Annotated in this window: 21 protein-coding genes; 12 read left to right on the forward strand and 9 right to left on the reverse strand. The window is 67.4% G+C overall.

Going from position 1 to position 24,491, the window contains the following annotated elements; translation table 11 throughout:
* Positions 1–73: 73 nt before the first annotated feature.
* Both Q9235_RS15195 and uxaC read right to left on the reverse strand, forming a co-directional pair.
* Positions 74–1,543 carry a mannitol dehydrogenase family protein gene (locus Q9235_RS15195; RefSeq protein WP_306222602.1) on the reverse strand — a complete coding sequence of 490 codons (1,470 nt, stop codon included), beginning with the start codon at positions 1,541–1,543 and terminating at the stop codon, positions 74–76.
* A complete protein-coding gene (gene uxaC, locus Q9235_RS15200) occupies positions 1,540–2,943 on the reverse strand; it encodes a glucuronate isomerase (protein ID WP_306222603.1) in 1,404 nt (467 codons plus the stop codon). Before uxaC ends, Q9235_RS15195 begins: the two co-directional genes overlap by 4 nt.
* Positions 2,944–3,123: 180 nt before the next feature.
* On the opposite strand from uxaC, the gene Q9235_RS15205 reads away from it, so the two are divergent.
* The 3 genes from Q9235_RS15205 (at position 3,124) to Q9235_RS15215 (ending at position 6,567) form a co-directional block, all read left to right on the forward strand.
* Entirely contained in the window at positions 3,124–4,611 is a 1,488-nt protein-coding gene (locus Q9235_RS15205) for an ABC transporter substrate-binding protein (protein ID WP_422678378.1), read from the forward strand.
* A 154-nt stretch (positions 4,612–4,765) separates the two neighbouring features.
* Positions 4,766–5,710: an ABC transporter permease gene (locus tag Q9235_RS15210; protein WP_306222605.1), complete on the forward strand. Its 945-nt coding sequence runs from the start codon at positions 4,766–4,768 to the stop codon at positions 5,708–5,710.
* Entirely contained in the window at positions 5,707–6,567 is an 861-nt protein-coding gene (locus tag Q9235_RS15215) for an ABC transporter permease (RefSeq protein WP_306222606.1), read from the forward strand. The genes Q9235_RS15210 and Q9235_RS15215 overlap by 4 nt, the downstream gene beginning before the upstream one ends.
* Before the next feature lie 5 nt (positions 6,568–6,572).
* Here the strand turns inward: Q9235_RS15215 and Q9235_RS15220 are convergent, their stop codons facing one another.
* Together Q9235_RS15220 and Q9235_RS15225 are read right to left on the reverse strand one after the other, a co-directional pair.
* Positions 6,573–7,115 carry a DUF4337 domain-containing protein gene (locus Q9235_RS15220; RefSeq protein ID WP_306228289.1) on the reverse strand — a complete coding sequence of 181 codons (543 nt, stop codon included), beginning with the start codon at positions 7,113–7,115 and terminating at the stop codon, positions 6,573–6,575.
* Positions 7,116–7,207: 92 nt separating this feature from the next.
* Positions 7,208–8,134, reverse strand: a complete 927-nt coding sequence (locus Q9235_RS15225) for a tyrosine recombinase XerC (protein WP_422678197.1) — start codon at positions 8,132–8,134, stop codon at positions 7,208–7,210.
* Positions 8,135–8,321: 187 nt separating this feature from the next.
* Between Q9235_RS15225 and Q9235_RS15230 the strand changes: the two genes are divergently transcribed.
* From Q9235_RS15230 to Q9235_RS15255, 6 genes are all read left to right on the forward strand, one after another.
* The gene (locus tag Q9235_RS15230; protein WP_306222607.1) at positions 8,322–10,526 is read left to right on the forward strand and encodes a primosomal protein N'; all 2,205 of its coding nucleotides are present in this window, start codon (positions 8,322–8,324) and stop codon (positions 10,524–10,526) included.
* A gap of 208 nt (positions 10,527–10,734) precedes the next feature.
* Positions 10,735–11,304: a F0F1 ATP synthase subunit delta gene (locus Q9235_RS15235; RefSeq protein ID WP_306222608.1), complete on the forward strand. Its 570-nt coding sequence runs from the start codon at positions 10,735–10,737 to the stop codon at positions 11,302–11,304.
* Positions 11,304–12,836 (forward strand): F0F1 ATP synthase subunit alpha, encoded by a 1,533-nt coding sequence (gene atpA / locus Q9235_RS15240; protein ID WP_306222609.1) that lies wholly within the window; start codon positions 11,304–11,306, stop codon positions 12,834–12,836. Before Q9235_RS15235 ends, atpA begins: the two co-directional genes overlap by 1 nt.
* Positions 12,837–12,940: 104 nt before the next feature.
* Entirely contained in the window at positions 12,941–13,810 is an 870-nt protein-coding gene (locus Q9235_RS15245; RefSeq protein WP_306222610.1) for a F0F1 ATP synthase subunit gamma, read from the forward strand.
* 74 nt (positions 13,811–13,884) lie between these two features.
* On the forward strand, positions 13,885–15,369 hold the full coding sequence (atpD, locus tag Q9235_RS15250) for a F0F1 ATP synthase subunit beta (protein ID WP_306222611.1): 1,485 nt from the start codon (positions 13,885–13,887) through the stop codon (positions 15,367–15,369).
* Between the two features lie 130 nt (positions 15,370–15,499).
* Complete coding sequence (locus tag Q9235_RS15255; RefSeq protein ID WP_306222612.1) at positions 15,500–15,913, forward strand: F0F1 ATP synthase subunit epsilon; 414 nt, start codon at positions 15,500–15,502, stop codon at positions 15,911–15,913.
* Positions 15,914–16,093: 180 nt separating this feature from the next.
* Here Q9235_RS15255 and Q9235_RS15260 read toward each other — a convergent pair whose 3' ends face one another.
* Positions 16,094–16,588 (reverse strand): RNA pyrophosphohydrolase, encoded by a 495-nt coding sequence (locus Q9235_RS15260; protein ID WP_306222613.1) that lies wholly within the window; start codon positions 16,586–16,588, stop codon positions 16,094–16,096.
* 46 nt (positions 16,589–16,634) lie between these two features.
* Entirely contained in the window at positions 16,635–16,940 is a 306-nt protein-coding gene (locus Q9235_RS15265) for an ArsR/SmtB family transcription factor (RefSeq protein WP_306222614.1), read from the reverse strand.
* 93 nt (positions 16,941–17,033) lie between these two features.
* Here Q9235_RS15265 and Q9235_RS15270 point away from each other — a divergent pair, with 93 nt between their 5' ends.
* The 3 genes from Q9235_RS15270 (at position 17,034) to Q9235_RS15280 (ending at position 21,164) form a co-directional block, all read left to right on the forward strand.
* Positions 17,034–18,134: an NADH:flavin oxidoreductase/NADH oxidase gene (locus Q9235_RS15270; RefSeq protein ID WP_306222615.1), complete on the forward strand. Its 1,101-nt coding sequence runs from the start codon at positions 17,034–17,036 to the stop codon at positions 18,132–18,134.
* Between the two features lie 255 nt (positions 18,135–18,389).
* Positions 18,390–19,451, forward strand: a complete 1,062-nt coding sequence (locus Q9235_RS15275) for an ABC transporter substrate-binding protein (protein ID WP_306222616.1) — start codon at positions 18,390–18,392, stop codon at positions 19,449–19,451.
* Positions 19,452–19,547: 96 nt separating this feature from the next.
* Positions 19,548–21,164, forward strand: coding sequence for an AMP-binding protein (locus tag Q9235_RS15280; protein ID WP_306228290.1), 1,617 nt, complete (start codon positions 19,548–19,550; stop codon positions 21,162–21,164).
* Here the strand turns inward: Q9235_RS15280 and Q9235_RS15285 are convergent.
* The 3 genes from Q9235_RS15285 to Q9235_RS15295 form a co-directional block, all read right to left on the reverse strand.
* A complete protein-coding gene (locus tag Q9235_RS15285) occupies positions 21,133–22,284 on the reverse strand; it encodes a GNAT family N-acetyltransferase (RefSeq protein WP_306222617.1) in 1,152 nt (383 codons plus the stop codon). The two genes, Q9235_RS15280 and Q9235_RS15285, sit on opposite strands and share 32 nt — an antisense overlap.
* 110 nt (positions 22,285–22,394) lie before the next feature.
* Positions 22,395–23,486: a CobW family GTP-binding protein gene (locus Q9235_RS15290; protein WP_306222618.1), complete on the reverse strand. Its 1,092-nt coding sequence runs from the start codon at positions 23,484–23,486 to the stop codon at positions 22,395–22,397.
* An 89-nt stretch (positions 23,487–23,575) separates the two neighbouring features.
* Complete coding sequence (locus Q9235_RS15295) at positions 23,576–24,487, reverse strand: DMT family transporter (protein ID WP_306222619.1); 912 nt, start codon at positions 24,485–24,487, stop codon at positions 23,576–23,578.
* Positions 24,488–24,491: the final 4 nt, after the last annotated feature.

Consider the following 24,491-nt stretch of genomic DNA (forward strand, 5'->3'; position numbering starts at 1 on the left):
TGGCTTCGGATGCCGATGCGGATCAAGGCCTCGCCGCCATGCCCGGGCTTGACCCGAGCACGGCGGAGAAAACTCAGCCGAGGCTCGCTGCCGTTGCCTTCGCGCCCTTGTCGAGGAGCGAGGCGAGATGGGCGACCACCGGTTTTGTAAACCGACTATCGCCCGGCAGGTCGGTTCCGAAGATGGCCTCGATGCCGGTGAGAGCCTCGGCCAGTGCCTTGGCGTCCCGCCCGGCGGTCTCCGTGCGGCGCTTCAATTCCGCCACCAGCGGATCGCGCACGTCGATGGCGCCGCCCTTCTCGTCGGTGCCGGTGACGTAGCGCATCCAGGCAGCGACGCCGAGCGCGAGATGGTCGATTCCGGCGCCTGCCTTCAACCGCTCGCGGATAGTCCCGAGCAGGCGCTGCGGCAGCTTCTGCGAGCCGTCCATGGCGATCTGCCAGGTGCGGTGGCGGATCGCCGGGTTCTGGAAGCGAGTGAGCAGCGCCTTGGCGTAATCCGCGAGCACGACGCCCTGCGGCGCCGGCACGGTCGGGATGATCTCGGCCCAGAGTCCCCCAAGGAAGCGGGCGAGGACGGGGTCGCCGCTGGCCTCGGCGACCGTCTCGTGGCCGGCGAGATAGCCGAGATAGGCGAGCGAGGAATGCGCGCCGTTGAGCATCCGGAGCTTCATGAACTCGAAGGGCGCGACCTCGGAGACCATCTGCGCGCCAACTTCGTGCCAATCCGGGCGGCCGGCAGCGAAGACATCCTCGATCGCCCATTGCCGGAAGGGCTCGCCGATGACGGGAGCCGCATCCTCGGCGCCGATCAGCCGGGCGACCTCGGCGATGTCGGCTTCGGTCGTGGCAGGCACGATGCGGTCGACCATGGTCGCCGGGAAGGCGCCGTTGGCCTCGATCCAGGCGGCGAGCTTGTCGTCGGTCAGCGCCGCGAGATCGCGGACGAGGCCGCGCAGGACATGGCCGTTGGAGGGGAGGTTGTCGCAGCAGAGCGCGGTGAAGGGGCCGAGGCCTGCATCACGGCGGGCCTTCAGGCCGGCGACGAGGATGCCGACGGCCGAGCGCGGTGCGTGGGGATTGGCGAGGTCATGGACGATATCGGGATGATCGGCCTTGAGCCTCCCGGTCGCCGGATCGTGGCAATAGCCCTTCTCGGTGACGGTCAGCGAGACGATGCGGGTCTCGGGCGCGGCGAGCCGGGCGATCAGCGCTGACGGGCTTTCGGGCGCGACGAGCACGTCGAGAACGGAGCCGATGACACGCAGTTCCGGCCCGGCCGGGGCGAGCTTGAGCAGCGTGTAGAGCCCATCCTGTGGCTTCAGCCGGTCGCGCTGGTCGGGGCGCTGGAGGCTGGCGCCGGTGATGCCCCAGGCGCCGAAGCGCTTCTCCAGCGCGTCCTCGGTGTACTCGGCGAGATGGCCGCGGGCGAAGGCGCCGAGGCCGAGATGGACGATGCCGGGCTTGAGCGCGGCGCGGTCATAGGCCGGGCGGCGGACGGAAGCCGGCAGGCCGGCGAGAGCGGAAGCGGAGAGGCGGGTCACAGCTTGTAGGCCTCCTTGGCGAGGCGATAGGCGAGGTCATAGGCGACCTCGGCCGCCTCGTCCTCTTCCAGCCGGTGCTCGGCGACGAGCTTGGCGAGATAGGCGCAATCGACGCGGCGCGCGACATCGTGGCGGGCGGGGATCGAGAGATAGGCGCGGGTATCGTCGTTGAAGCCGACGGTATTGTAGAAGCCGGCCGTCTCGGTCGTCAGCTCGCGGAAGCGCAGCATCGCCTCCGGCGCATCGAGGAACCACCAGCCTGGCCCGAGCCGCAGCGCCGGGTAATGGCCTGCGAGGGGGGCGAGTTCGCGCGAATAGGTGGTCTCGTCCAGCGTGAAGGCGATGACCGTGAGATTGCGCTCGTTGCCGACCGCATCGAGCAGCGGCTTCAGCGCCTCCACGTAATTCGTCTCGGTCGGGATATCGCAGCCCATGTCGCGGCCGAAATGCTCGAACAGCGCCGCGTTGTGGTTGCGATGGGAGCCCGGATGGATCTGCAGGACGAGCCCGTCGTCGAGGCTCATCTTGGCCATCTCGGTCAGCATCTGGCCGCGAAAGAGGTCGGCATCCTTGGCCGAGACCTTGCCTTTCAGGATCCTGGCGTAGAGCTTCTCGGCCTCCGCATCCGAAAGATTGGCGGTGCGGGCCGTGGCATGGCCATGGTCGGAGGAGGTGGCGCCGCGCTCCTTGAAATAGGCGCGCCGCTTGCGATGGGCGGCGAGATAGCCGGTCCAGGAACCGATATCCTCCCCGGTCAATTCGCCGAATCTGTCGAGATTGTCGGCGAAGCCCTCGAACTCGGGATCGACGACGCTGTCGGGGCGGTAGGCTGTGACGACCTTGCCGCTCCAGCCGGATTCGCGGACCATGTCGTGCCAGCGCAGATCGTCGAGCGCCCCCTCGGTCGTGCTGATCGCCTCGATGTTGAAGCGCTCGAACAGGGCCCGCGGGCGCAGTTCCGGTTCTTCCAGCTTCGCGGCGATCCTGTCGTAGATCTTGTCGGCGTTTTCCGGCGTCAGGCGCTCGTTGATGCCGAAGACGGTCGAGGTGGCATGCTCGAACCAGAGCCGCGTCGGCGTGCCCCGGAACAGGTGCCAGTGATCCGCGAAGAGCTTCCAGATTTTGCGCGGATCTGTCTCGACCTCGCCGCCATCCTTTCTGTTGATGCCGAGATCTTCCAGCCGGACGCCCTGCGAATAGAGCATGCGGAAGATATAGTGGTCCGGCTTGACGAAGAGGGTCGCCGGATCGGGAAAGGCATTGTCCTCGGCATACCAGCGCGGGTCGGTATGGCCATGGGGCGAAATGATCGGCAGGTCGCGGACCGTGGCGAAGAGCCGGCGCGCGATGCCGCGCGTTACCGGATCGGCGGGAAAGAGGCGATCGTCGTGCAGCAGCATGGGCATCTCCATCGGTCGCCCCGATCTCTAGAGCCGGCTGCGACGGGGGTCAATCGCCTGGTATACTAGTGCGCCAGATGCCGTTTCATACCCAGCGGGGATTGCGTTGGAAGCGGGCTTGCGTTCGCCGGGTTTCCCGCGCCATCCTCGCGCCGCAACGGCACCGGAGCGATGGACATGATGACGCGGCGTGAACTCCTCGCAGGGGCGGGACTGGCAGCGCTGGCGGCGCAGCTTCCCGTCGTCGCGCTGGCCCAGGCGAAGGACAGCGTGACCATCGCCCAGACGCTGGAGCCGCCGACATTGGACCCGACCTCCGGCGCCGCGCAGGCGATCCGCGAAGTGACGCTGCAGAACATCTTCGAGGGGCTGGTCAAGATCGACCGGACCGGCAAGCTGCAACCCTGCCTCGCCGAGAGCTGGCAGATCGCCGACGATAACGTCACCTACCGCTTCAAGCTGCGACAGGGCGCCAAGTTCCACGACGACACGCCCTTTACGTCCGAGCAGGTGAAGTTCTCGTTCGAGCGGGCGGTCGCGGCCGATTCCACCAACGCCCAGCGCCAGCTCTTCACGCCGATCGCCGAGATCACGACACCTGACCCGGCGACCGTGGTGATCAAGCTGAAGCAGCCGACGGCGAATTTTCTGTTCGGCCTCGCCTGGGGCGATGCGGTGATCGTGGCGCCGGCCACGGCTGCCAACAACAAGACCAATCCGGTCGGCACCGGCCCGTTCAAGTTCGTGCGCTGGAACCGCGGCGACCGGCTCGAACTCGCCCGCAACGACAGCTACTGGGGCGAGAAGCCGGCGCTGGCCAAGGCGGTCTTCCGGTTCATGTCCGATCCGCAGGCGCAGGTCGCGGCGCTCCGGGCGGGCGACGTGGATGCCCACACCAATCTCTCGGCGCCGGAGGCCGTGCCGCAGCTCAAGGCCGATCCCAAGCTCAAGGTCACGATCGGCGGCACCGAGGGCGAGACCGTGCTCGGCATCAACAATGCCAAGCCGCCCTTCGACAACCTGAAGGTGCGTCAGGCGATCGCCCATGCGCTCGACCGCAAGACGATCGCGCTCGGCGTCTACGGCTTCGACGTCAACCTGATCGGCAGCCATTTCTCGCCGCTGCACCCGGCCTATGTCGACCTGACCGGCACCTATCCCTACGATCCCGCCAAGGCCAAGGCGCTGCTGGCCGAGGCCGGCTTCCCGAATGGCTTCAACTGCACGCTGAAGCTGCCGCCGCCCTCCTATGCCCGCCGCTCCGGCGAGATCGTGGCGGCGCTGCTCGCGCAGGTCGGCATCAATGCGGCGATCGAGCCGCTGGAATTCCCGCAATGGCTGGAGCGCGTCTTCCGCAACAAGGATTACGATCTCAGCATCATCGCCCATACCGAGCCGCTCGACATCGATATCTATGCCCGTGACGGCTACTACTTCCAGTACAAGGACCCGTCGTTCAAGGAGCTGATCGCCAAGATCGCGGTGACCCTGCCGGAAGCCGAGCGCAACGAGCTCTACAAGCAGGCGCAGCGCAAGCTGGCTCAGGACGCGGTCAACGGCTTCCTGTTCATCCTGCCCAAGATCACGGTGGCGAACGCCGCGCTCGAGGGCATGTGGACCGATTGGCCGCTACCGGTGACGCCGCTGGCGGAACTGCGCTGGCGGTGAGCTCACCGTCGTGGACCCAACCGGGTCATCCCGGGCGACCGAAGGGAGACCCGGGATCCATGCCTGAACCTGTCTCGGGAGCGTTCCGGCATGGATCCCGGATCGGCGCGGCTTCGCCGCTTGTCCGGGATGACCGCATGGATAGGGCCACGGCGTGATCGGCTATATCCTGCGCCGGCTCGTCGCGCTGGGCCTGACCCTGCTCGCGGCGGCGCTGGTGATCTTCGTCGTGCTCGAAATCCTGCCGGGCGACCCGGCGGCGGTGACGCTCGGCCTCAATGCCGCGCCCGAAGCGCTGGCGGCCTTGCGCACCGAGATGGGGCTCGACAAGCCGGCCGCGCTGCGCTTCTTCATCTGGCTCGGCGGGCTCGTCACGGGCGATCTCGGCCAGAGCTATACCTACCGCGTGCCGGTGCTGCAACTCATCACCGAGCGTATGGCGGTGACCTTGCCGCTGGCGCTGATGGCGATCGCGCTGGCCATGGCGATCGGCATCCCGCTCGGCATGCTCGCAGCCTCGCGCCATGGCAGGCTGGCCGATGCCGGTGTCATGGCGTTCGCGCAGGCCGGGCTCGCCATCCCCAATTTCTGGTTTGGCCTCCTGCTCGTGCTGGTCTTCGCAGTCGGCCTCGGCTGGCTGCCGGCCGGTGGCTTTCCGGGCTGGCAAGCGGGGATCGGCGTCTCGCTCAAAGCCCTGCTGATGCCGGCCTTGGCGCTCGCCCTGCCGCAGGCGGCGATCATCGCGCGGGTGACGCGCTCCTCCATGCTCGACACGCTGCAGGAGGATTTCGTCCGCACCGCCCGCGCCAAGGGCCTGAGCGAAGGCACGACGATGCGCCGGCATGCGCTGCGCAACGCGCTGATCCCGGTCGTCACCATCCTCGGCCTTCAGTTCTCGGTGCTGATCGCGGGCGCGATCATCATCGAGAACGTCTTCGCGCTGCCGGGGCTGGGGCGGTTGGTCTTTCAGGCCATCGCCCAGCATGACCTGATCGTGGTCAAGGACCTCGTCATGCTCTTCGCGGGACTGGCGATCCTGATCAATTTCGCGGTCGAACTGCTCTACGGGCTGCTCGACCCGCGCCTGAGGCAAGCATGAGCGCGGTTGAGGACAAGGCGCCGGGCGGCAAGCGGCACTGGTGGCTCGCGCCCTCCTTCGTGATCGGCGTGGGGCTGGCCGTGCTCGTCGTCGCTGCGGCGCTCATCTCCTATGTCTGGACGCCCTACCAGCCGACGCAGATGATGATCCTGAACCGGCTCAAGGGCCCGTCCGCCTTGAACTGGTTCGGCACCGACCAGTTCGGCCGCGACGTTTTCTCGATGATCATGGTCGGCGCGCGCAATTCGCTGGCCGTGGGTTTGGGTGCTGTCGGCATCGGCATGGTCGTCGGGACGACGCTGGGGCTCGCGGCTTCTGTCCGGCGCGATGGCCTCCTCGACCATGCAATCATGCGCACGGCCGACTTCACCCATGCCTTCCCGGCCGTGCTCACCGCGATCATGATGACCGCGATCGTCGGCCCCGGCATGCTCAACGCGGTCGTCGCCATCGCCGTGCTGAACCTGCCCTATTTCGCCCGGCTCGCGCGCGGCGCGGCTCTGCAGGTCTGGGCGCAGGATTTCATCCAGGCAGCGCGGGCGGCCGGTTTGAACAACCGGCAGATCACCTTGCGCCATGTCCTGCCCAACATTGCCGGTATCCTGGTGGTGCAGGCGACGATCCAGTTCGCGCTGGCGGTGCTGGCCGAGGCGGGCCTGTCCTATCTCGGACTGGGCACCCAGCCGCCGAACCCGTCCTGGGGGCGGATGCTCAACGAAGCCCAGACCTTCATGGCGGCGCAGCCCTGGCTCGCGATCTTCCCGGGCGCGGCGATCGCCTTGACCGTGCTGGGCTTCAACCTGCTCGGCGACGGCCTGCGCGATGCGGTCGATCCGCGGCTGCGGCGGGCCCGGTAGTCTCTTCAGAACAAGGCGGTCGGGGCGAACTGGGCAAGCGCCATCAACGCGATGCCGGCGATGCCGAGCAGGCCGCCGGTGACCGCGAGCAGGCTGACGCCGGTGATGATCGCGGCGGACGAGATCACGATCGCGATCTGGATCAGGCCCGAGGCGATGTCAAACTTGTCGTCGCGGGCGGCGGCGATGTCGCGCTGAGCTTCGGCCGCCTTGGCGCGGGCGGCGAGCTCCTTGCGGCCCTCGTTGGTCTCCGGTTCGGAATCATAGCGCGCGGCGGTCTGCTTCCAGCTCTCGATGCGCTTAGTCAGGCGCTGCCGGGCGGCCTCGTCGGTGACGCCGGCAAGCTCGACCTCCAGCGCCTCGGTGGCGGTGCGAACCGTCGTGCCGCGGATCGTCTTGGCCTGGAAGAAGGCCCAGAGATTGGAGGCCTCGATATTCTTGGCGACGGCCTCCTGCTCGGCGTTCTTGCCGCCGATCTCGGAGAAGGCGAGGGTGAGCGCGAGCAGCGCGATCAGCAAGGCGATGCGCTTGTTGCCGCCCTCGGGCATTTCGACGGAACCGGACACGAATCACCTCGTAGCGCCATGGTGGCGGCGCTGTTTAAGGCTTTCCGCTCGGGCAGCAAGAGGGCAGGGTGGCCTCAGCGCCCGGCGCGCGGATGGGCGGCGTCATAGGCCGCCATCAGGCGGGCCGAATCGATGCGGGTGTAGATCTGCGTCGTCGAGAGCGAGGCGTGGCCGAGCAGTTCCTGGATGGCGCGCAGGTCGCCGCCGCGCCCCAACAGATGCGTCGCGAAGGAGTGGCGCAGGGCATGCGGCGTGGCCGATGAAGGCAGGCCGAGCGCGCCGCGCAAGCCCTCGACCGCGAGCTGGATGATGCGCGGCGAGAGCGGCCCGCCCTTGGCGCCGACGAAGAGCGGGCCTTCCGGCGGCAGGCGCCAGGGACAGAGCTTGAGATATTCGGCGATGGCGGTGATCACGACGGGCAGCACCGGCACCATCCGCGTCTTGCTGCCCTTGCCGATGACAGTCAGCGTATCGCCGGCCTGAAGCGGCGCCTGGGTGCGGGCAAGCGAGAGTGCCTCCGAGATGCGCAGGCCGCTACCATAGAGCAGGCCGAGCACGGCGGCGTCGCGAGCCAGTATCCATTGCTCGCGTTCTTCGCCCGCGCGGGTGTCGGCCTGGGTGACGGCGCGGGCGGCCGAGGGTTCGAGCGGGCGCGGCAGCGACTTGCCGAGGCGCGGACCCCGCGTCGCGGCGAAGGCTGCGGCAGTAAGCTTGCCCTGGCGCTCGCCGAAACGGGCGAAGGAGCGCAAAGCCGCGAGCTGGCGCATCAAAGTGCGGTTGCCGACATTGTCGCGGCGGCGCTGGCCGAGGAAGGCGCGCAGGTCGACCGGCTTCAGCGCCGCGATGTCGGAAAGCGAGGGCGCACCGCCGAGATGCTCGGTGAGAAAGACGTGGAACTGGCCGAGATCGCGGGAATAGGCCTCAAGCGTCTTCGGCGAGAGGCGCCGCTCGGCCGAGAGGTGCGAAAGCCAGTCGCGCCGGAAGGAGTCGAAGTCGGTCATGCGGGTAGCATGGCGCTCCTGCCTTAACACCAGCCGAATCGATGCTAGACACTGGCTTGGGAAACACGCCGTCGTCCCGGACAAGCCGCGTCAGCGGTGCCGATCCGGGATCCATGCCTGAACCGTTCCGGCATGGATCCCGGGTCTCCCTCCGGTCGCCCGGGATGACACGGCCTTATTTGTAAAGATGGCGCAGTTCGACCTGATCAACGACAGTATGAGCGAAGAGGCGCCGGCCGGCACGGTCGACGTGCTGATCCCGCTCGGGCTCGACCAGGCCTATAGCTATGCCGTGCCGGCCGGGCTCGTGCTGAAACCCGGCGATGTCGTGCAGGTGCCCCTCGGGCCGCGCGAGACCGTCGGCGTCGTCTGGGATGTCGGTAGCGGGCGTGGCGGCAATCTCAAGAAGGTCACCGAAAAATACGACATGCCGCCGCTCGATCCGGCGCTGCGCAAGCTCGTCGACTGGGTGGCCTGGTATACGCTGGCGCCGAAGGGCTCCGTGCTGGCCTTGGCCCTGCGGCGGCAGCCCGACGATACGCCCGAGCGGCCTAAACTTGGCGTCAGGCTGGCGGGCCCACCGCCGGGGCGAATGACGCCAGCGCGGGCGCGGGCCATCGCTGCGGCCGAAGGCGGGCTGCTGATCGCGAAATCGGCGCTGGCGGAGGCGGCCTCGGTCAGCGCGGCCGTGATCGATTCCCTCGTCGATGCCGGCACCTTCATCATCGAGCCCCTGCCGCGCGAGGCGATCGCAGCCTTGCCCGATCCCGACCATGCCGTGCCGGAACTCTCGGACGGGCAGGGCGAAGTCGCGCAGGCGCTGGTCAGGTCGGTGCAGGCGAAGGCGTTCGGCGTTTCGTTGCTCGAAGGCGTCACGGGCTCCGGCAAGACCGAGGTCTATTTCGAGGCCGTCGCGGAGGCGATCCGGCTCGGCCGCCAGAGCCTGATCCTGATGCCGGAGATCGCGCTGACCGCGCAGTTCATCGACCGCTTCGAGGCCCGCTTCGGTGTCAGGCCCGGCTTGTGGCACTCGGCCGTGACCGGCCGCAAGCGCGAGCGCCTGCAGGCGGCTATCGCATCAGGCGAGGCCAAGGTCGTGGCCGGCGCCCGTTCGGCGCTGTTCCTGCCCTATAGCGATCTCGGTCTCATCATCGTCGATGAGGAACATGAGAGCGCCTATAAGCAGGAGGACGGCGTCTCCTATCATGCGCGCGACATGGCGGTGGTACGAGGCCGGATCGAGAACGCGCCGGTGGTTCTCGCTTCCGCGACACCCTCGCTGGAGACCCGCGTCAATGCCGAGCGTGGGCGCTATGTCCATCTCAAGCTGCCGGAGCGCTTCGGCGGGCGCGAGTTGCCGCAGCTCGGCCTCGTCGACCTGCGCCGCGACAAGCCGGAACGGGGGCGCTGGCTTTCGGGCGCGCTGATCAAGGCAGTCGAGGCCAACCTGGAGGCCAGGGAGCAGTCGCTGCTCTTCCTCAACCGGCGTGGCTATGCGCCGCTGACGCTATGCCGGGACTGCGGTCATCGCTTCCAGTGCCCGAACTGTTCGGCCTGGCTGGTCGATCATCGTTTCCGGCGGGCGCTGGTCTGCCATCATTGCGGCCATGTCGAGCGCCGGCCGCATGAATGCCCGGCCTGCCACAAGCCCGAGAGCCTGATCGCCTGCGGGCCGGGGGTGGAGCGGCTGGCCGAGGAGGTCGCGACGCTTTTTCCACAGGCGCGCTCGATCGTGCTCTCCAGCGACTTTCCGGGAGGGACGGAGAGGCTGAAGCAGGAATTGATGGCGGTGGCTGAAGGCGAGTTCGATATCGTCATCGGCACGCAGCTCGTGGCGAAGGGCCATAATTTCCCGGGAATGACGCTGGTCGGGGTGATCGATGCCGATCTCGGGCTGACTTCCGGCGATCCGCGCGCGGCGGAGCGAACCTTCCAGGCGCTGCGACAGGTGACGGGCCGCGCGGGGCGGGGCGAAAAGCCGGGCCGCGCCCTGCTTCAGACGCATGACCCCGAGCATCCCGTGCTGAAAGCTCTGATCTCGGGCGATCCGGAGCGGTTTTATGCCGCAGAGGAGGCCTCGCGGGAGGCGGCGGGCCTGCCGCCCTTCGGCCGACTGGCGGCGCTGATCGTCTCGGCCAACAGCCAGGCGGAGGCCGAGAGCCATGCGCGGGCTCTGGCGCGCTCGGCCGAGGCCGGCGACGGAATCATGGTGCTGGGGCCGGCGGAAGCGCCCCTGGCGGTGCTGCGGGGGCGCCATCGCATGCGCCTGATCGTCAAGACGGCGCGCGAGATCAACCTGCAGGATTACCTGCGCGGCTGGCTGAAACGGGCGCCCAGGCCCAAGGGCTCGGTCCGGGTCGCGGTCGATGTCGATCCGCAAAGCTTCCTTTGAAGAGCTGAAAGGCGCGGCAAAATCGCCGCTTATGATGGGCAATCAGCGATTGCGCGGCCCGGAACCACATGCTATCGCACCGCCACATTTCGGTCGCGAAGTCGTCTTGCCGGCTTCGCGCCTATGATACTCGCAGCGTCGGGACCATGCACTCCACCTTCGTCTTGAAGGTCGCCGGTGCGGTTCCTTGAAACGAGAGACGGGAAGCGTGGCTGAAGGCGGATCGCAGGGGACATTGGTGTCGGGCGTAGCTCAGCGCTATGCCACCGCTTTGTTCGAGCTGGCTGAGGAGGCGGGTGCGATCGACACCGTCGCGGCGGCTCTGGATAGCTTCAACGGCCTGCTCGCCGAGAGCGAGGACCTCCGCCGCCTGATCGAGAGCCCGGCCTTCACCGCCGAGGAGCAGGTCGCGGCGATCAAGGCCGTGCTCGAGAAGGCCGGTATCACCGGCCTCGCCGCCAATTTCATCGGCTTCGTCGCCAGCAAGCGCCGTCTCTTCGCGCTGCCGGGCATGATCGCCGGCTACAAGCGTCTGGTCGCCGAGGCCAAGGGCATCGTCTCCGCCGAGGTGACGGTCGCCGAGGAGCCCACGGCCAAGCGCGTCGACGAGATCCGCGCGGCGCTGAAGGGCGTCGCCGGCAAGGATGTCGACGTCTCGATCAAGATCGACCCGGCCCTGATCGGCGGGCTCATCGTCAAGATGGGCTCCCGCATGGTCGACGCCTCGCTGAAAACCAAACTCAACTCAATTCGTCTTGCCATGAAAGAGGTCGGCTGATGGACATCCGCCCCGCTGAAATCTCCGCCATCCTGAAGGCCCAGATTTCGAACTTCGGCTCGGAAGCTTCGGTCACCGAAGTCGGCCAGGTTCTCTCCGTCGGCGACGGCATCGCCCGCGTCTACGGCCTCGACAAGGTCCAGGCCGGTGAGATGGTCGAGTTCGAATCCGGCGTGCGCGGCATGGCGCTCAACCTCGAGAGCGACAATGTCGGCGTCGTGATCTTCGGTTCCGACCGTGACATCAAGGAAGGCCAGACCGTCAAGCGCACCGGCGCCATCGTCGACGTTCCCGTCGGCAAGGAGCTGCTCGGCCGCGTCGTCGACGCTCTCGGCAACCCGATCGACGGCAAGGGCCCGATCAAGGCCAAGGCCCGCGCCCGCGTCGACGTCAAGGCGCCCGGCATCATCCCGCGCAAGTCGGTGCATGAGCCGATGGCGACCGGCCTCAAGGCGGTCGACGCCCTGATCCCGATCGGCCGTGGCCAGCGCGAGCTGATTATCGGCGACCGCCAGACCGGCAAGACCGCCGTGGCGCTCGACACGATCCTGAACCAGAAGCCGCTGAACGTCGAAGGCGCCCCGGAGAGCCAGAAGCTCTACTGCGTTTACGTCGCCGTCGGCCAGAAGCGTTCGACCGTCGCCCAGCTCGTGAAGGTGCTCGAGGAGCGCGGCGCGCTGGAGTACTCGATCGTCGTGGCGGCCACCGCCTCCGACCCGGCCCCGATGCAGTTCCTGGCGCCGTTCGCCGGATGCTCGATGGGCGAGTTCTTCCGCGACAACGGCATGCACGCCGTCATCATCTATGACGACCTGTCGAAGCAGGCCGTCGCTTACCGCCAGATGTCGCTGCTGCTGCGCCGCCCGCCGGGCCGCGAGGCCTATCCGGGCGACGTGTTCTATCTTCACTCCCGCTTGCTCGAGCGCGCGGCGAAGATGGGCGAGGCCGCCGGCCTTGGCTCGCTGACGGCGCTGCCGGTCATCGAGACGCAGGCGAACGACGTGTCTGCCTACATCCCGACCAACGTGATCTCGATCACCGACGGCCAGATCTTCCTTGAGACGGACCTGTTCTATCAGGGCATCCGCCCGGCGGTGAACGTCGGCCTCTCGGTGTCGCGCGTCGGTTCGTCGGCGCAGACCAAGGCCACCAAGAAGGTCGCCGGCAAGATCAAGGGCGAACTCGCCCAGTATCGCGAGATGGCCGCCTTCGCCCAGTTCGGTTCGGACCTCGACGCGGTCACGCAGCGCCTGCTCAACCGCGGTGCCCGCCTGACCGAGCTCCTGAAGCAGCCGCAGTTCTCGCCGCTGAAGATGGAAGAGCAGGTCGTCGTGATCTATGCCGGCGTGAACGGCTATCTCGACGCGCTGCCGGTCAGCAAGGTCCGCGCCTTCGAGGACGGCCTGCTCGCGCTGGTTCGCGGCAAGCATGCCGACATGCTGAACGAGATCGGCTCGTCCAAGGACCTGTCGGACGCCAACGCCGCCAAGCTCAAGGACATCGTCGCGGGCTTCGCGAAGTCCTTCGCCTGATCATCATTGCCGGCGCGGCCGAGTTCTCAGCTCCGCCGCGCTGCTTCTCTGGATTGCTTCGTTGCCGCGCCTGCCGTGGCTGACGAGTAGGGGATCAAGATCGGATGCCGTCCCTTAAGGACCTACGCAATCGCATCGCTTCGGTGAAGTCGACGCAGAAGATCACCAAGGCCATGCAGATGGTTGCGGCTGCGAAGCTGCGCCGGGCGCAGACGGCCGCCGAGGCCGCGCGGCCCTATGCCGAGCGCATGGAGACGGTGCTGTCGAACCTCGCTTCCGGCGTGTCCGGTTCGAGCGCGCCGCGCCTGATCGCCGGCACGGGCTCCGACAAGGTGCATCTGCTGCTGGTGCTGACCGCCGAGCGCGGCCTGTGCGGTGCCTTCAACTCCTCGATCGCGCGCCTCGCCCGCGACAAGGCGAATGCGCTGAAGGCCGAGGGTAAGACGGTCAAGATCATCTGCGTCGGCAAGAAGGGCTACGATATCCTGCGGCGCCAGTTCGCGGCGGAGATCATCGAGTTCATCGACCTGCGCGAATTCAAGCAGGTCGGCTTCGCCAATGCGGAGGCGATCGCCCAGAACGTGCTGGCCCGCTTCGGCAACGGCGAGTTCGACGTCGCGACGCTGTTCTTCTCGCGCTTCCGCTCGGTGATCGCCCAGATCCCGACCGCGCAGCGCATCATCCCGGCTGAAATCCCCGAAGGGACGAAGCAGACCGACGCCGTCTACGATTACGAGCCGGACGAGGGCGAGATTCTGGAAGCGCTGCTGCCGCGCAACCTGACCGTCCAGGTCCTGCGCGGGCTGCTCGAGAACGCCGCCTCCGAACAGGGCGCGCGCATGTCGGCGATGGATTCCGCCACGCGCAACGCCGGCGAGATGATCAAGAAGCAGACGCAGATCTACAACCGCTCACGCCAGGCGATGATCACGAAGGAACTGATCGAGATCATCTCTGGCGCGGAAGCGCTCTAACCGCCTAATCTTCGCCGGTGGAGAGATCCACCGGCTGCCGTCACATCCGAATGCGCTAGTCCCGAGGTTCCGCCATGGCCAAAGCCGCTACCAAGACCACCAAGAAGACCGCCGAGAAGCCCGCCAACACCGGCACCGGCCGCGTTGCCCAGGTCATCGGCGCCGTCGTCGACGTGCAGTTCGACGGCGCCCTGCCGGAGATCCTGAACGCGCTCGAGACCGACAACCTCGGCAACCGCCTCGTCCTCGAGGTCGCCCAGCATCTCGGCGAGAACACCGTCCGCACCATCGCGATGGACTCGACCGAAGGTCTGGTCCGTGGCCAGTCGGTCACCGATACCGGCGCCCCGATCGCGGTTCCGGTCGGTGACGAGACGCTTGGCCGCATCATGAACGTCATCGGCGAGCCGGTCGACGAAGCCGGCCCGATCCTGACCTCCGCCACCCGCGGCATCCACCAGCCGGCCCCGGCCTATTCCGAGCAGTCGACCGAGGCGCAGATCCTCGTCACCGGCATCAAGGTCGTCGACCTGCTGGCGCCTTACGCCAAGGGCGGCAAGGTCGGCCTGTTCGGCGGCGCCGGCGTCGGCAAGACCGTGCTGATCATGGAACTGATCAACAACGTCGCGAAGGCCCACGGCGGCTACTCGGTGTTCGCCGGTGTCGGCGAGCGGACCCGCGAGGGCAACGATCTCTACCACGAGATGATCGAGTCCAACGTCAACAAGAACCCCAAGGAGAACAACGGCTCGACCGCTGGCTCCAAGTGCGCCCTGGTCTACGGCCAGATGAACGAGCCTCCGGGTGCCCGCATGCGCGTCGCTCTCGCCGGCCTGACCATCGCCGAGGACTTCCGCGACAAGGGCCAGGACGTTCTGTTCTTCGTCGACAACATCTTCCGCTTCACGCAGGCCGGCTCGGAAGTGTCCGCGCTGCTCGGCCGTATTCCTTCGGCGGTGGGCTATCAGCCGACGCTGGCGACCGACATGGGCAACCTGCAGGAGCGCATCACCACCACGAACAAGGGCTCGATCACCTCGGTGCAGGCGATCTACGTCCCGGCGGACGATCTGACCGACCCGGCGCCCGCGACCTCGTTCGCCCACTTGGACGCCCGTACCGTTCTGTCGCGTTCGATCGCGGAAAAGGGCATCTATCCGGCGGTCGACCCGCTCGACTCGACCTCGCGCATGCTCTCGGCCGATATCGTCGGCGACGAGCACTACGATGTCGCGACCCGCGTCCAGCAGACCCTGCAGCGCTACAAGTCGCTGCAGGACATCATCGCGATCCTGGGCATGGACGAGCTCTCGGAAGACGACAAGCTGACCGTGGCGCGCGCCCGCAAGATCGAACGCTTCATGTCGCAGCCGTTCTTCGTCGCGGAAGTCTTCACCGGCTCGCCCGGCAAGCTCGTCCCGCTCGAGGACACGATCAAGGGCTTCAAGGGCCTGGTCGAGGGCAAGTACGACCACCTGCCGGAAGCGGCCTTCTACATGGTCGGCTCGATCGACGAAGCCGTCGAGAAGGCTCAGCGCCTGGCCGCCGAGGCCGCGTAAGCTTCGCGCATTCTTCCTTTCGGGCGGCTTCGGCCGCCCGGAACCATGCCCGGCATGGATTGTTGAAAGATCTGGCATGGCCCCCGGCGCTGTCCGGCGATCGGGGTGACGTCGGAGGAAAAGACAGGCGATGGCCACCTTCAAGTTCGAACTCGTCTCGCCGGAGCGCATCCTGTTCTCGGGCGATGTCGTCAGCGTCATCGTCCCCTCGGTCGAGGGCGAGATGACCGTGCTCGCGGGGCATGCGCCGCTGGTCGCGACGCTCAAGGCCGGGATCGTCTTCGTTCAGACGACCGAGAGCAACGGCAAGGAATTCTTCGTCAACGGTGGTCTTGTCGAGATCAACCAGGCTTCGACGACGATCCTGGCGGAGCAGGGCCGCTTCCTCGAGGATGTCGACACCGCCGTGCTCGACGCCGAGATCCTGACTGCCGAGACCCGTCTCGCCGGCTCGCATAACGACGACGAGAAGAAGCGCCTGCACGACACGCTGGTGCAGTTGCGCGAGTTCAAGCACGTCTTCGAGCAGCGCAAGGCGGCGTGATCTGCCGTTGAGCTTCGAGAATTTGGAAAGGGCCGCGCGAGCGGCCCTTTTTCGTGAGCGGCCGACACTCGCGCCATGCTCGGGCTCGACCCCAGCATCTCTGGAATTGGAGGCGCTTCATGCCGCGTGAGATTCTCGGGTCTGCGCTTCGCTTCGCCCCGAGAATGACGTGCTCTGCATTCAAGCCTCGGCGAAAGCCGCGAAGGCCTGCACCACCTTTTCGTAGACCGGCCGCTTGAACGGCACGACCAGCCCCGGCATCTCCGCCAGCGGATGCCAGCGCCATTCGCTGAACTCTGGCGGCTCGTCGCCATTGGGCTTGCCGATATCCATCGCCTCTTCGCTGCCGATGAAGCGGAAGGCGACCCAGCGCTGGCGCTGGCCGCGGAAAGCGGCGAGCTTGTGCCAGGGACCGTCATAGGGCGGGAAATCGTAGCTCCACCATTCATCGGTGACGGTCAGAAGATCGGCCTGCGTGACGCCGGTCTCCTCCGCCAGTTCGCGGCGGGCGGCGGCGACGATGTCCTCGTCGGGATCGATGCCGCCTTGCGGCATCTGCCAGTCGAAGCCGGGCAGGACGATCTCGGGGCCGGCGCTATGCGAGCGGCCGGCGAAGACGAGGCCCTGCGCATTGAACAGGGCGATGCCGACATTGGGACGGTAGGGGAGGCTCATGACGCAAGCATAGGGTGGCGTCGCGCGAAGCGGAACCGGTAGCGGATCAATCGCTCGGCTTTGGAACGACGCAGGCGAGAAGGCCTGGGAAGCGCTGCTCGATATCGTCGCGGCGCAGCGCGTTCATCCGGGTCACGCCCTCGTTGCGGGTGCGGATCAGCCCGGCCTCGCGCAGCACACGGAAATGATGCGAGACGCTCGACTTCGGCCGGTCGCCCTCCAGCGCCTGGCAGCTCTGCTCGCCCTCGACCGCGAGCCGGCGCACGACCTCCAGCCGGAACGGGTCGCTCAGCGCATGGAAGACGTCTTCGAGCGCGATCTCTTCGGAGGTGGGCAGGCGGGCATGGCGCATGGGTTGCAATCTATCACAGGGTTTTGAACTTGCCAAAGTTCGAGAAATATCGAACTATCGAAACATAGAAACCCACCCGTGTGGAGCCGCATCATGCCTGGCCTGTTCGATCCCTTCAGCCTGAAAGACGTCACCCTTCGCAACCGTATCGTCGCCTCGCCGATGTGTCAGTACATGGCCCAGGATGGCGTCGCCAATGACTGGCACCGGGCGCATCTCGCCGGGCTGGCGCGCGGCGGCACCGGCCTCGTCGTCATCGAGGCGACCGGCGTCTCGCCGGAAGGACGGATCACGCCCGGCTGCCTCGGCCTCTGGAACGATGGGCAGGCTGAGGCGCTGGCGCCGATCGTTGCCGAGATGCGCAAGGCCGGCGCGGTCACCGGCATCCAGATCGGCCATGCCGGGCGCAAGGCCAGCGCCAACCTGCCCTGGGAAGGCGACGATCATATCCCGGCCAATGACGAGCGCGGCTGGGAGACGATTGCGCCTTCGGCCGTTGCACATGGCGGGGGACTGCCGCGCGTACCGCGCGCGATGACCACTGCCGATATAGCGCGCGTGCGCGGTGATTTCGTCGCGGCTGCCGAACGCGCTCGCGACATCGGCATCGAGTGGTTGAAGCTGCATTTCGCGCACGGCTATCTCGCGCAGAACTTTCTCTCGCCGCATGCCAACAAGCGCGACGATGCCTATGGCGGCAGCTTCGAGAACCGCAGCCGCTTCCTGATCGAGACGCTGGTGGCCGTCCGCAAGGTCTGGCCGGAGAACCGGCCGCTCTCGGCCCGGCTCGGCGTGATCGAATATGACGGGCGCGACGAGGAGACGCTCGCCGAGGCGATCGAGCTGGTGAAGCGCTTCAAGGCGGAAGGGCTCGACTTCATCGATGTCAGCGTCGGCTTCTCGACCAATGAGGCGAAGATTCCGTGGGGGCCTGCCTTCCTGGCGCCGGTCGCCGAGCGGGTGCGCCGCGAGGCCGGCCTGCCAGCCTCGACGAGCTGGTACATCAGCAAGCCCGAGCAGGCCGACGCGCTGGTGCGCGAGGGCAAGGTCGATCTGGTGACGCTGGGCCGGCCGCTATTGGCCGATCCGCACTGGCCCTATGCCGCGGCGCATGCCCTCGGCGTCGAGAACCCGGCCTGGGCGACCCTGCCGCCGCCCTATGCGCATTGGCTGGCGCGTTACCGGGCCGCCTGAGGGCTTCATCCGAAAACCGAACGATCCGACGAGGGGCCTTTGCGGCCCCTCGTTCGTTTGCAGGAGGGGCTGAGGTTGATTCGCTGTAGGATGGGCCGGCCCCCCAGCGTGATGGGAGGACCAAGGGCCGGCTGCGGTCAGAAATCGTAACGGAACTTCCATCGTGTTGACGGCATTTCAACATCTTATGATGTCAGGAAGACTGAACGCACGGATGTGTCGTGCCGAAACCAGCCAGGCGCCCGGAGGCTAGACATGCCGATCGCTTCGCCCTCTCGTTCCTCGATGCCGAGCCGGCGCGGGTTCGGACAATTGGCGGCAGGAGCTGCATTGGCCTGCTTCGCCGGGGGCGGGACGGCTCATGCGGAGGGAAACACCGCCATCCGCTTTGCGCTGGATCGCCGTTTCGACGCGCTGACGGCGCCTTTCCTGGCGGCGCAGGACAAGGGCTATTTCGGCGCCGAGGGGCTCGATGTCGTGATCGAGCCGGGCAATGGCGCACGCGCCATGCTGCAGCGCATGGCGGCCGGTGTGCAGGATGCCGGCTTCGGCGACATCAATGCTCTCATCCGTTTCCGCGACGAGAATCCAGGCGCTGATCTCAAGGCGGTGATGATCGTCCATGACCGGCCGGGCTATGCCCTGATCGGCCGCAAGAGCCGGGGGATAACCACCGCGCCGGCGAGCCTCGAAGGGCGCAAGCTCGGCACGGCCGCCATCGATGCCAGCTTCGCGCAATGGCCGCTTTTCAAGAGCCTCAACAAGATCGACGACAGCAAGATCAGGATCGAGACGATCGGCCTGCCGGTGCGCGAGCCGATGCTGGCCTCCGGCGAGATCGATGCACTCTTCGCCTTCGGTCCTTCCACCGCCGTCTCGCTTCGGGCGCGTGGCGTGCCCGGCGACGATATCGTGCTGATGGAAATGGCAGAGCATGGCCTCCTGCTCTATGGCAGCGCGGTGATCGTGTCTGGCAAGCTGATCGCAAGCAAGCCGGATGCCGTGCGTGGGCTCGTGCGCGCCGTGATGCGCGGCATCCGCGATGTCGCGGTCAATCCGGGCGTCGGCGCGCAATTCGTCCTGCGCCGCAACGAGAGCGCACAGGCCGAAGTCGAGCGCGACAGGCTCGCCGCAGTGATCGAGCGCAACGTGCTGACGTCTTATGTGCGCGCGCATGGTCTTGGCGGGATCGATCGGGAGCGCTGGGCGAAGGCACTGGACCAACTCGCTTTGGCCGGCGCGTTCCGCGACAAGGCAAGGGCAGGCGACGCCTTCACGGATGCCTATCTGCCGCCGGCAAGCGAACGCATGTTCTGAGCGCATCGTTACGCTGGGAGATGATACGCAAGACGCGGGTGACAGGGGGGAACGGCCTGCCTATCGTGCCGCGCCTCCCACCGGACACCCATCTTGATCCTGCCAGACCTGACCGATTACGCCGCGTTGCGCGAGGGCTTTCGCTGGCGCATTCCTAATCGCTACAACATCGCCGTCGACGTCTGCGATCGCTGGGCCACGATCGAGCCTGGCCGTCCGGCGATCATCGAGGTCTCGCAGGACTGGCAGGTGACGCCCGTCAGCTTCGGCTGGTTGCGCGAGCATTCGAACCGGCTTGCCAATGCGCTGCGGGCGCGCGGCGTCGGCCGGGGCGACCGCATCGCCATCCTGCTGCCGCAGGGGCGGGCGGTGCTGACGGCGCATCTCGCCGCCTACAAGCTTGGCGCCATCGCGGTGCCGCTGGCTGCCCTGTTCGGCGTCGATGCCCTGGCTTATCGATTGACCGACTCCGCTGCGAAGGTCGTGGTGACCAATGCCGCCGGTCTCGCGAAGCTTGGTGAGATCACGCAGCCGCTGCCGGAGCTGGCCCTGCGCATTTCCACCGACGGCGCCGATGGCGCGGCAGAGTGTTGGGACACACTGCTGGCGGGTGGCAACCCGGATTTCACCCCGGTCGATACCACGCCGGACGATCCGGCATTGATGATCTACACCTCGGGCACCACGGGCAATCCGAAGGGCGCTCTGCACGGCCATCGCGTGCTGCCCGGTCATCTGCCGGGCGTGCAGATGCCGCATGAGTTCATGCCGCGGCCGGGCGATCTCGCCTGGACGCCTGCCGACTGGGCCTGGGCTGGCGGGCTGCTCAACATGCTGTTGCCGGCGCTGCATTTCGGCGTCGCAGTGGTGGCGCGGCCGGTGACGCGGTTCGAGCCGGAGGAGGCCTACCGGCTGATCCAGGATCTTGGCATCCGCAATGCCTTCGTGCCGCCGACCGCACTCCGGATGATGCGCGGCGCCGGCAGCCCGCAAGGGCGCTGGAAGCTGAATTTGCGTACGGTCGCTGCGGCTGGCGAGGCGCTCGGCGCCGAGACGCTGGAATGGGGGCGCGAGGCTCTCGGGCTGACCATTAACGAGGCCTACGGCCAGACGGAGTGCAATCTCGTGCTGGCGTCGAGCGCGGCGCTCGGCGTCAGCCGTCCCGGCGCGATCGGCAAGGCGGTGCCGGGCCATGAGGTCGCGATCATCCGACCGAACGGCACGACCTGCGCGCCCGGCGAGGAGGGACAGATCGCCGTGCGCCGGCCCGATCCGGTGATGTTCCTGGAATATTGGCGCAACCCGGAAGCGACGGCGGCGAAATTCGTCGGCGACTGGATGACGACCGGCGACGAGGGCGTCGAGGATGAGGACGGCTATGTCCGCTTCATCGGCCGCGACGACGACGTGATCACCTCATCGGGCTATCGCATCGGGCCCGGCGAGATCGAGGATTGCCTGCTGCGCCATCCGGCGGTGGCGCTGGCCGCTGCCGTCGGCAAGCCCGATCCGCTGCGCACCGAGATCGTTAAGGCCTTCGTCGTGCTGAAGCCCGGGTATGACGGTTCGCATAACCTGGTTGCGGAGCTTCAGGGCTTCGTGCGGGCGCGGCTGTCCGCCCATGAGTATCCGCGCGAGATCGCCTTCCGGGACGAGCTGCCTCTGACGACGACCGGCAAGATCATCCGTCGATTGCTGCGGGCCGAGGCCTGAACAGCGCGCGCGCGAGACGTTCGCGCATGCGTATCGCCAGGTCGGCCGGCCGGTGCATGCGCTGCTGCGGGCGCCGGGTCAGGCTGATCGTGCCGAAGGCTTGGTCGCGGGCGCCGAACAGCGGCAGGCCGCCGGGCAACAGGATCTGCCGGGAGGGCTGTGCCTTGCGCATCATCGCAAGCAGCATCGGCAGAGGCTCCAGCGCCGCATAGGCCTCGTCGCCGACACCGTGATAGAGCCAGCAGGAGCTACCTTTTCCAAGGGTGAGCGCGGCTGCGATCGGCCGGTCGTCGAGCACCAGCACGGCGATGCGGCAGAGCTTCTGCCGGCCGAGATCGCGGCTCATGCTGCGCAGGAAGCCGACCTCGCGCGTGTTCTGCAAGGTCGCCTTGCCGGCCCGGCCGCGCGAGCCGGTAGCTTCGAGCGCGAGCAGGATCTCGACGGCATCGCGCCGGTCCGCCCGGTTCATGGCCTCGGCGAGGATCAGGCGGCCCTTGTCCCGCAAGGTCTCCTCCGAGGCGGCGATCCGCGCGGTCGGAGGCAGTTCGAGCCGGCGCCCGACGAGGGGCTGCCAGCCCAGGGCCACGCCATGGCCGTCGGCGACGCGGGCGAGCGTGGTGGCAAAAGCGCCGGTCAGGTCGATCCCTGACAGGGAGAACGCTTCGGCGCCATGGCTGCGCGCGCGCCAGCCACGCAGGAAGGCGGCGAGCGCGGGGACGGCGAAGGTGCGGTCGAGCAGCGGCGTGCCGTTCAGCAGGCGCGGATCGGCAAAGCCCTCCAGCGTGTCGGGGGCGAGGAGATGGCGGCGCGTCCGGCAGGGAACGAGCCCTACGAGGCGGCGTCGCTCCGAGGCCGGGTCGCCCTGCCAGAGCAGCATGAGCTGGGTATCGCGGAAGGAGACGAGATGCTGCGCGGCGGCGAGCGCGAAGCCCGGCTCGAGGCAAGGATTGGCTTCCAGCGCGCGGTCGGCGAGATCGCTCCATTCCGGACGGATGGTGTCGCAGGCGCCGAGCGAGCGCAGCTCGCTATGGATGGTCGAGTTCGGAGGGGGAAGCGGGATCGGTGGCCGGTTCGCCGCCGCGATGCCGTCGGTCGCCGCAAGAGCCGTGATCGTGCTCATCTGCCCGCACCCTTCCTGGATCGTTCCGACGCATGGCTGTGTCGGAATGGCAAGGCGCGCCGGCGCGCCTTGCCACTCGCAGGGCTGGGTTCAAGAAACGGGCCGACAGGTCAGGCGGGCTGCGGCTGCTCAGACATCTGACCAAGGAAGGCGGACCAGAGCTTGCGCACCGTGTCCTGCTCGATATCCCTCACGATCAGGACGAGGCGGGAGCGGTGGTCCGCATCCGGCCAGGCGTCGAGCTGGATCGGCGGGTGCAGGATCTGCTGGACGGCATGGACCAGCAGCGGCCGGCCGGGCTCGCCGGCGATGTCCACCAGCCCCTTGAGCCGCAGCAGGCGTGGACCATGGATCGAGCGCAGCAGGGACCAGAACAGGTCGAAGGTGGTGCGGGCGACCGGCTGCTCCGCGGTCAGGACGAAGGCGCGTATCGAGGCGTCGTGGCGGTTGACGTCATGCGGGTCCTGGCCATGGGTATGGTCGTGTCCGTGGTGGTGGTCGTGATCATGGTGGTGGTGCCCGGGCAGCGCGTCCTCGGCCAGCCAGTGGCGTAGCGCCTGTGGCTGCTTCGCGAGATCGTAGAGGCCGGCGCCGATCAGGTCGTTGGCGGGTGCGTTTGGCGCGAGGATGGCGATGCCGGGATTGAGATTGCCGAGCCGTTCGTGCAGGGCGGCGATGGCTTCCGGGGCGGCGAGGTCGGTTTTCGTCAGCACCAGCCGGTCGGCGGCGACAACCTGCCGGCGCGCTTCCTCATGGGCATCGAGCGTCGCCATGCCGTTGACGGCGTCGACCAGCGTGACGACGCCATCGAGCGGGAAGCGCATCGCGAGATAGGGGTGGTTGATCAGGACGTTCAGGATCGGCGCGGGGTCGGCAAGGCCGGTCGTCTCGATGACGAGGCGCGAGAAGGGAGCAATGCGGCCATTGTCGCGGCCGCGCAGCAGGTCCTCCAGCGTGACGATGAGGTCGTCGCGGATGGTGCAGCAGAGGCAGCCGGATTCGAGGAGGATCATGTTCTCCTCGACCCCTTCGATCATCAGGTGGTCGAGGCCGATCTCGCCGAACTCGTTGACGAGGACGAGCGTGCCGGCCAGCGCGGGGTCCTTCAGCAGGCGGTTCAGCAAGGTGGTCTTGCCGGCGCCGAGGAAGCCGGTCAGCAGCGTGAGTGGCACGGGGAGGGGGCGGGCAGGGTCGCCAGACATGGTCGCGGAGCCTCGAGAACATCGGACTTATCCGATGTCCTATCAATCGGATCGATCATCTTCTCCGCCAACGAAGGGCGCGGGATGATCTAGGCAGGCACGGTGCCCCGCCTCGTTTGTTCTAATATTACATTAGTGGCGATGGCGGCGATGACAAGAGCGCAGCCGGCATATTGCAGAGGGCCGAGACGCTCGGCGAGAACGAAGGCGGCGATGATGACGGCGAAGACCGGCTCGGCGCAGAAGGCGAGGCCGGCGGGGCCGGGCGCGATGCGGGCCAGCGCCAGGATCTGGAAGAGGAAGCCGACGACATAGCCGCCATAGGTGATGGCGACCGCGATGGGGGCCAGCATGAAGGTCTGCGGCGGGAGGAAGCCGCCGGTGACGAGCAGCACCAGCGCCGTCACAGGCAGGATGACGACATGCGACCAGAACAGCTTGGGCAAGGTCGGCGTCTCGGCGCAGCGGGCGGCTGCGAAGAACTGCGCGGCCGCACTGACGCTCGCGAGCATGGCGAGGGCGAGGCCGCGCGGATCAAGCCCGTGCAGGTCAGGCCCGACGACGAGGGCGATGCCGAGGAAAGCAGCGAGCGCGACCGCCAGCCGGTCGATCCGGAAGGGGGCCGGGGTCAGCAAGGGCTCGGCCAGCACGATCAGGACCGGGAAGGTATAGAACACCACCGCCGCGACAGAGACCGGAACGAAGGCAACCGAGGAGAGATAGCCGATGCCGACCAGCGCTGTCGCCAGGCCGAAGAGCAGGACCGGCTGTCGCTCGCTGCGCTTCAGCGCAATCGAGGCGCGCCAGAAGAACGCGGCGCCGCCGACGAGGACGAGCATCAGAAGGACGCGGTAGAAGACGAGGAGTGGCCCGCTGAGGCCTGCCTGTCCGGCGATCTGGGCGCTGACGATATTGGTGCCGAAAGCGGCGGCCGAAGCCAGCGCCAGGAACAGGCCCTGGCGTGCGTCGGTTCGGTCGCGGTCAGAGCGCCCCAGATCCAATCAG

The organism is Bosea beijingensis, assembly GCF_030758975.1.
GTDB classification, from domain to species: Bacteria; Pseudomonadota; Alphaproteobacteria; order Rhizobiales; family Beijerinckiaceae; genus Allobosea; species Allobosea beijingensis.

Excerpts from the sequence above, each read along its gene's own strand:
- uxaC (WP_306222603.1), bottom strand. The coding sequence starts at position 2,943 with ATGCTGCTGCACGACGATCGCCTCTTTCCCGCCGATCCGGTAACGCGC.
- Q9235_RS15205 (WP_422678378.1), top strand. The coding sequence starts at position 3,124 with ATGACGCGGCGTGAACTCCTCGCAGGGGCGGGACTGGCAGCGCTGGCG.
- Q9235_RS15215 (WP_306222606.1), top strand. The coding sequence starts at position 5,707 with ATGAGCGCGGTTGAGGACAAGGCGCCGGGCGGCAAGCGGCACTGGTGG.
- Q9235_RS15220 (WP_306228289.1), bottom strand. The coding sequence starts at position 7,115 with ATGCCCGAGGGCGGCAACAAGCGCATCGCCTTGCTGATCGCGCTGCTC.
- Q9235_RS15225 (WP_422678197.1), bottom strand. The coding sequence starts at position 8,134 with ATGACCGACTTCGACTCCTTCCGGCGCGACTGGCTTTCGCACCTCTCG.
- Q9235_RS15230 (WP_306222607.1), top strand. The coding sequence starts at position 8,322 with ATGGCGCAGTTCGACCTGATCAACGACAGTATGAGCGAAGAGGCGCCG.
- atpA (WP_306222609.1), top strand. The coding sequence starts at position 11,304 with ATGGACATCCGCCCCGCTGAAATCTCCGCCATCCTGAAGGCCCAGATT.
- Q9235_RS15245 (WP_306222610.1), top strand. The coding sequence starts at position 12,941 with ATGCCGTCCCTTAAGGACCTACGCAATCGCATCGCTTCGGTGAAGTCG.
- atpD (WP_306222611.1), top strand. The coding sequence starts at position 13,885 with ATGGCCAAAGCCGCTACCAAGACCACCAAGAAGACCGCCGAGAAGCCC.
- Q9235_RS15255 (WP_306222612.1), top strand. The coding sequence starts at position 15,500 with ATGGCCACCTTCAAGTTCGAACTCGTCTCGCCGGAGCGCATCCTGTTC.
- Q9235_RS15260 (WP_306222613.1), bottom strand. The coding sequence starts at position 16,588 with ATGAGCCTCCCCTACCGTCCCAATGTCGGCATCGCCCTGTTCAATGCG.
- Q9235_RS15265 (WP_306222614.1), bottom strand. The coding sequence starts at position 16,940 with ATGCGCCATGCCCGCCTGCCCACCTCCGAAGAGATCGCGCTCGAAGAC.
- Q9235_RS15270 (WP_306222615.1), top strand. The coding sequence starts at position 17,034 with ATGCCTGGCCTGTTCGATCCCTTCAGCCTGAAAGACGTCACCCTTCGC.
- Q9235_RS15275 (WP_306222616.1), top strand. The coding sequence starts at position 18,390 with ATGCCGATCGCTTCGCCCTCTCGTTCCTCGATGCCGAGCCGGCGCGGG.
- Q9235_RS15285 (WP_306222617.1), bottom strand. The coding sequence starts at position 22,284 with ATGAGCACGATCACGGCTCTTGCGGCGACCGACGGCATCGCGGCGGCG.
- Q9235_RS15290 (WP_306222618.1), bottom strand. The coding sequence starts at position 23,486 with ATGTCTGGCGACCCTGCCCGCCCCCTCCCCGTGCCACTCACGCTGCTG.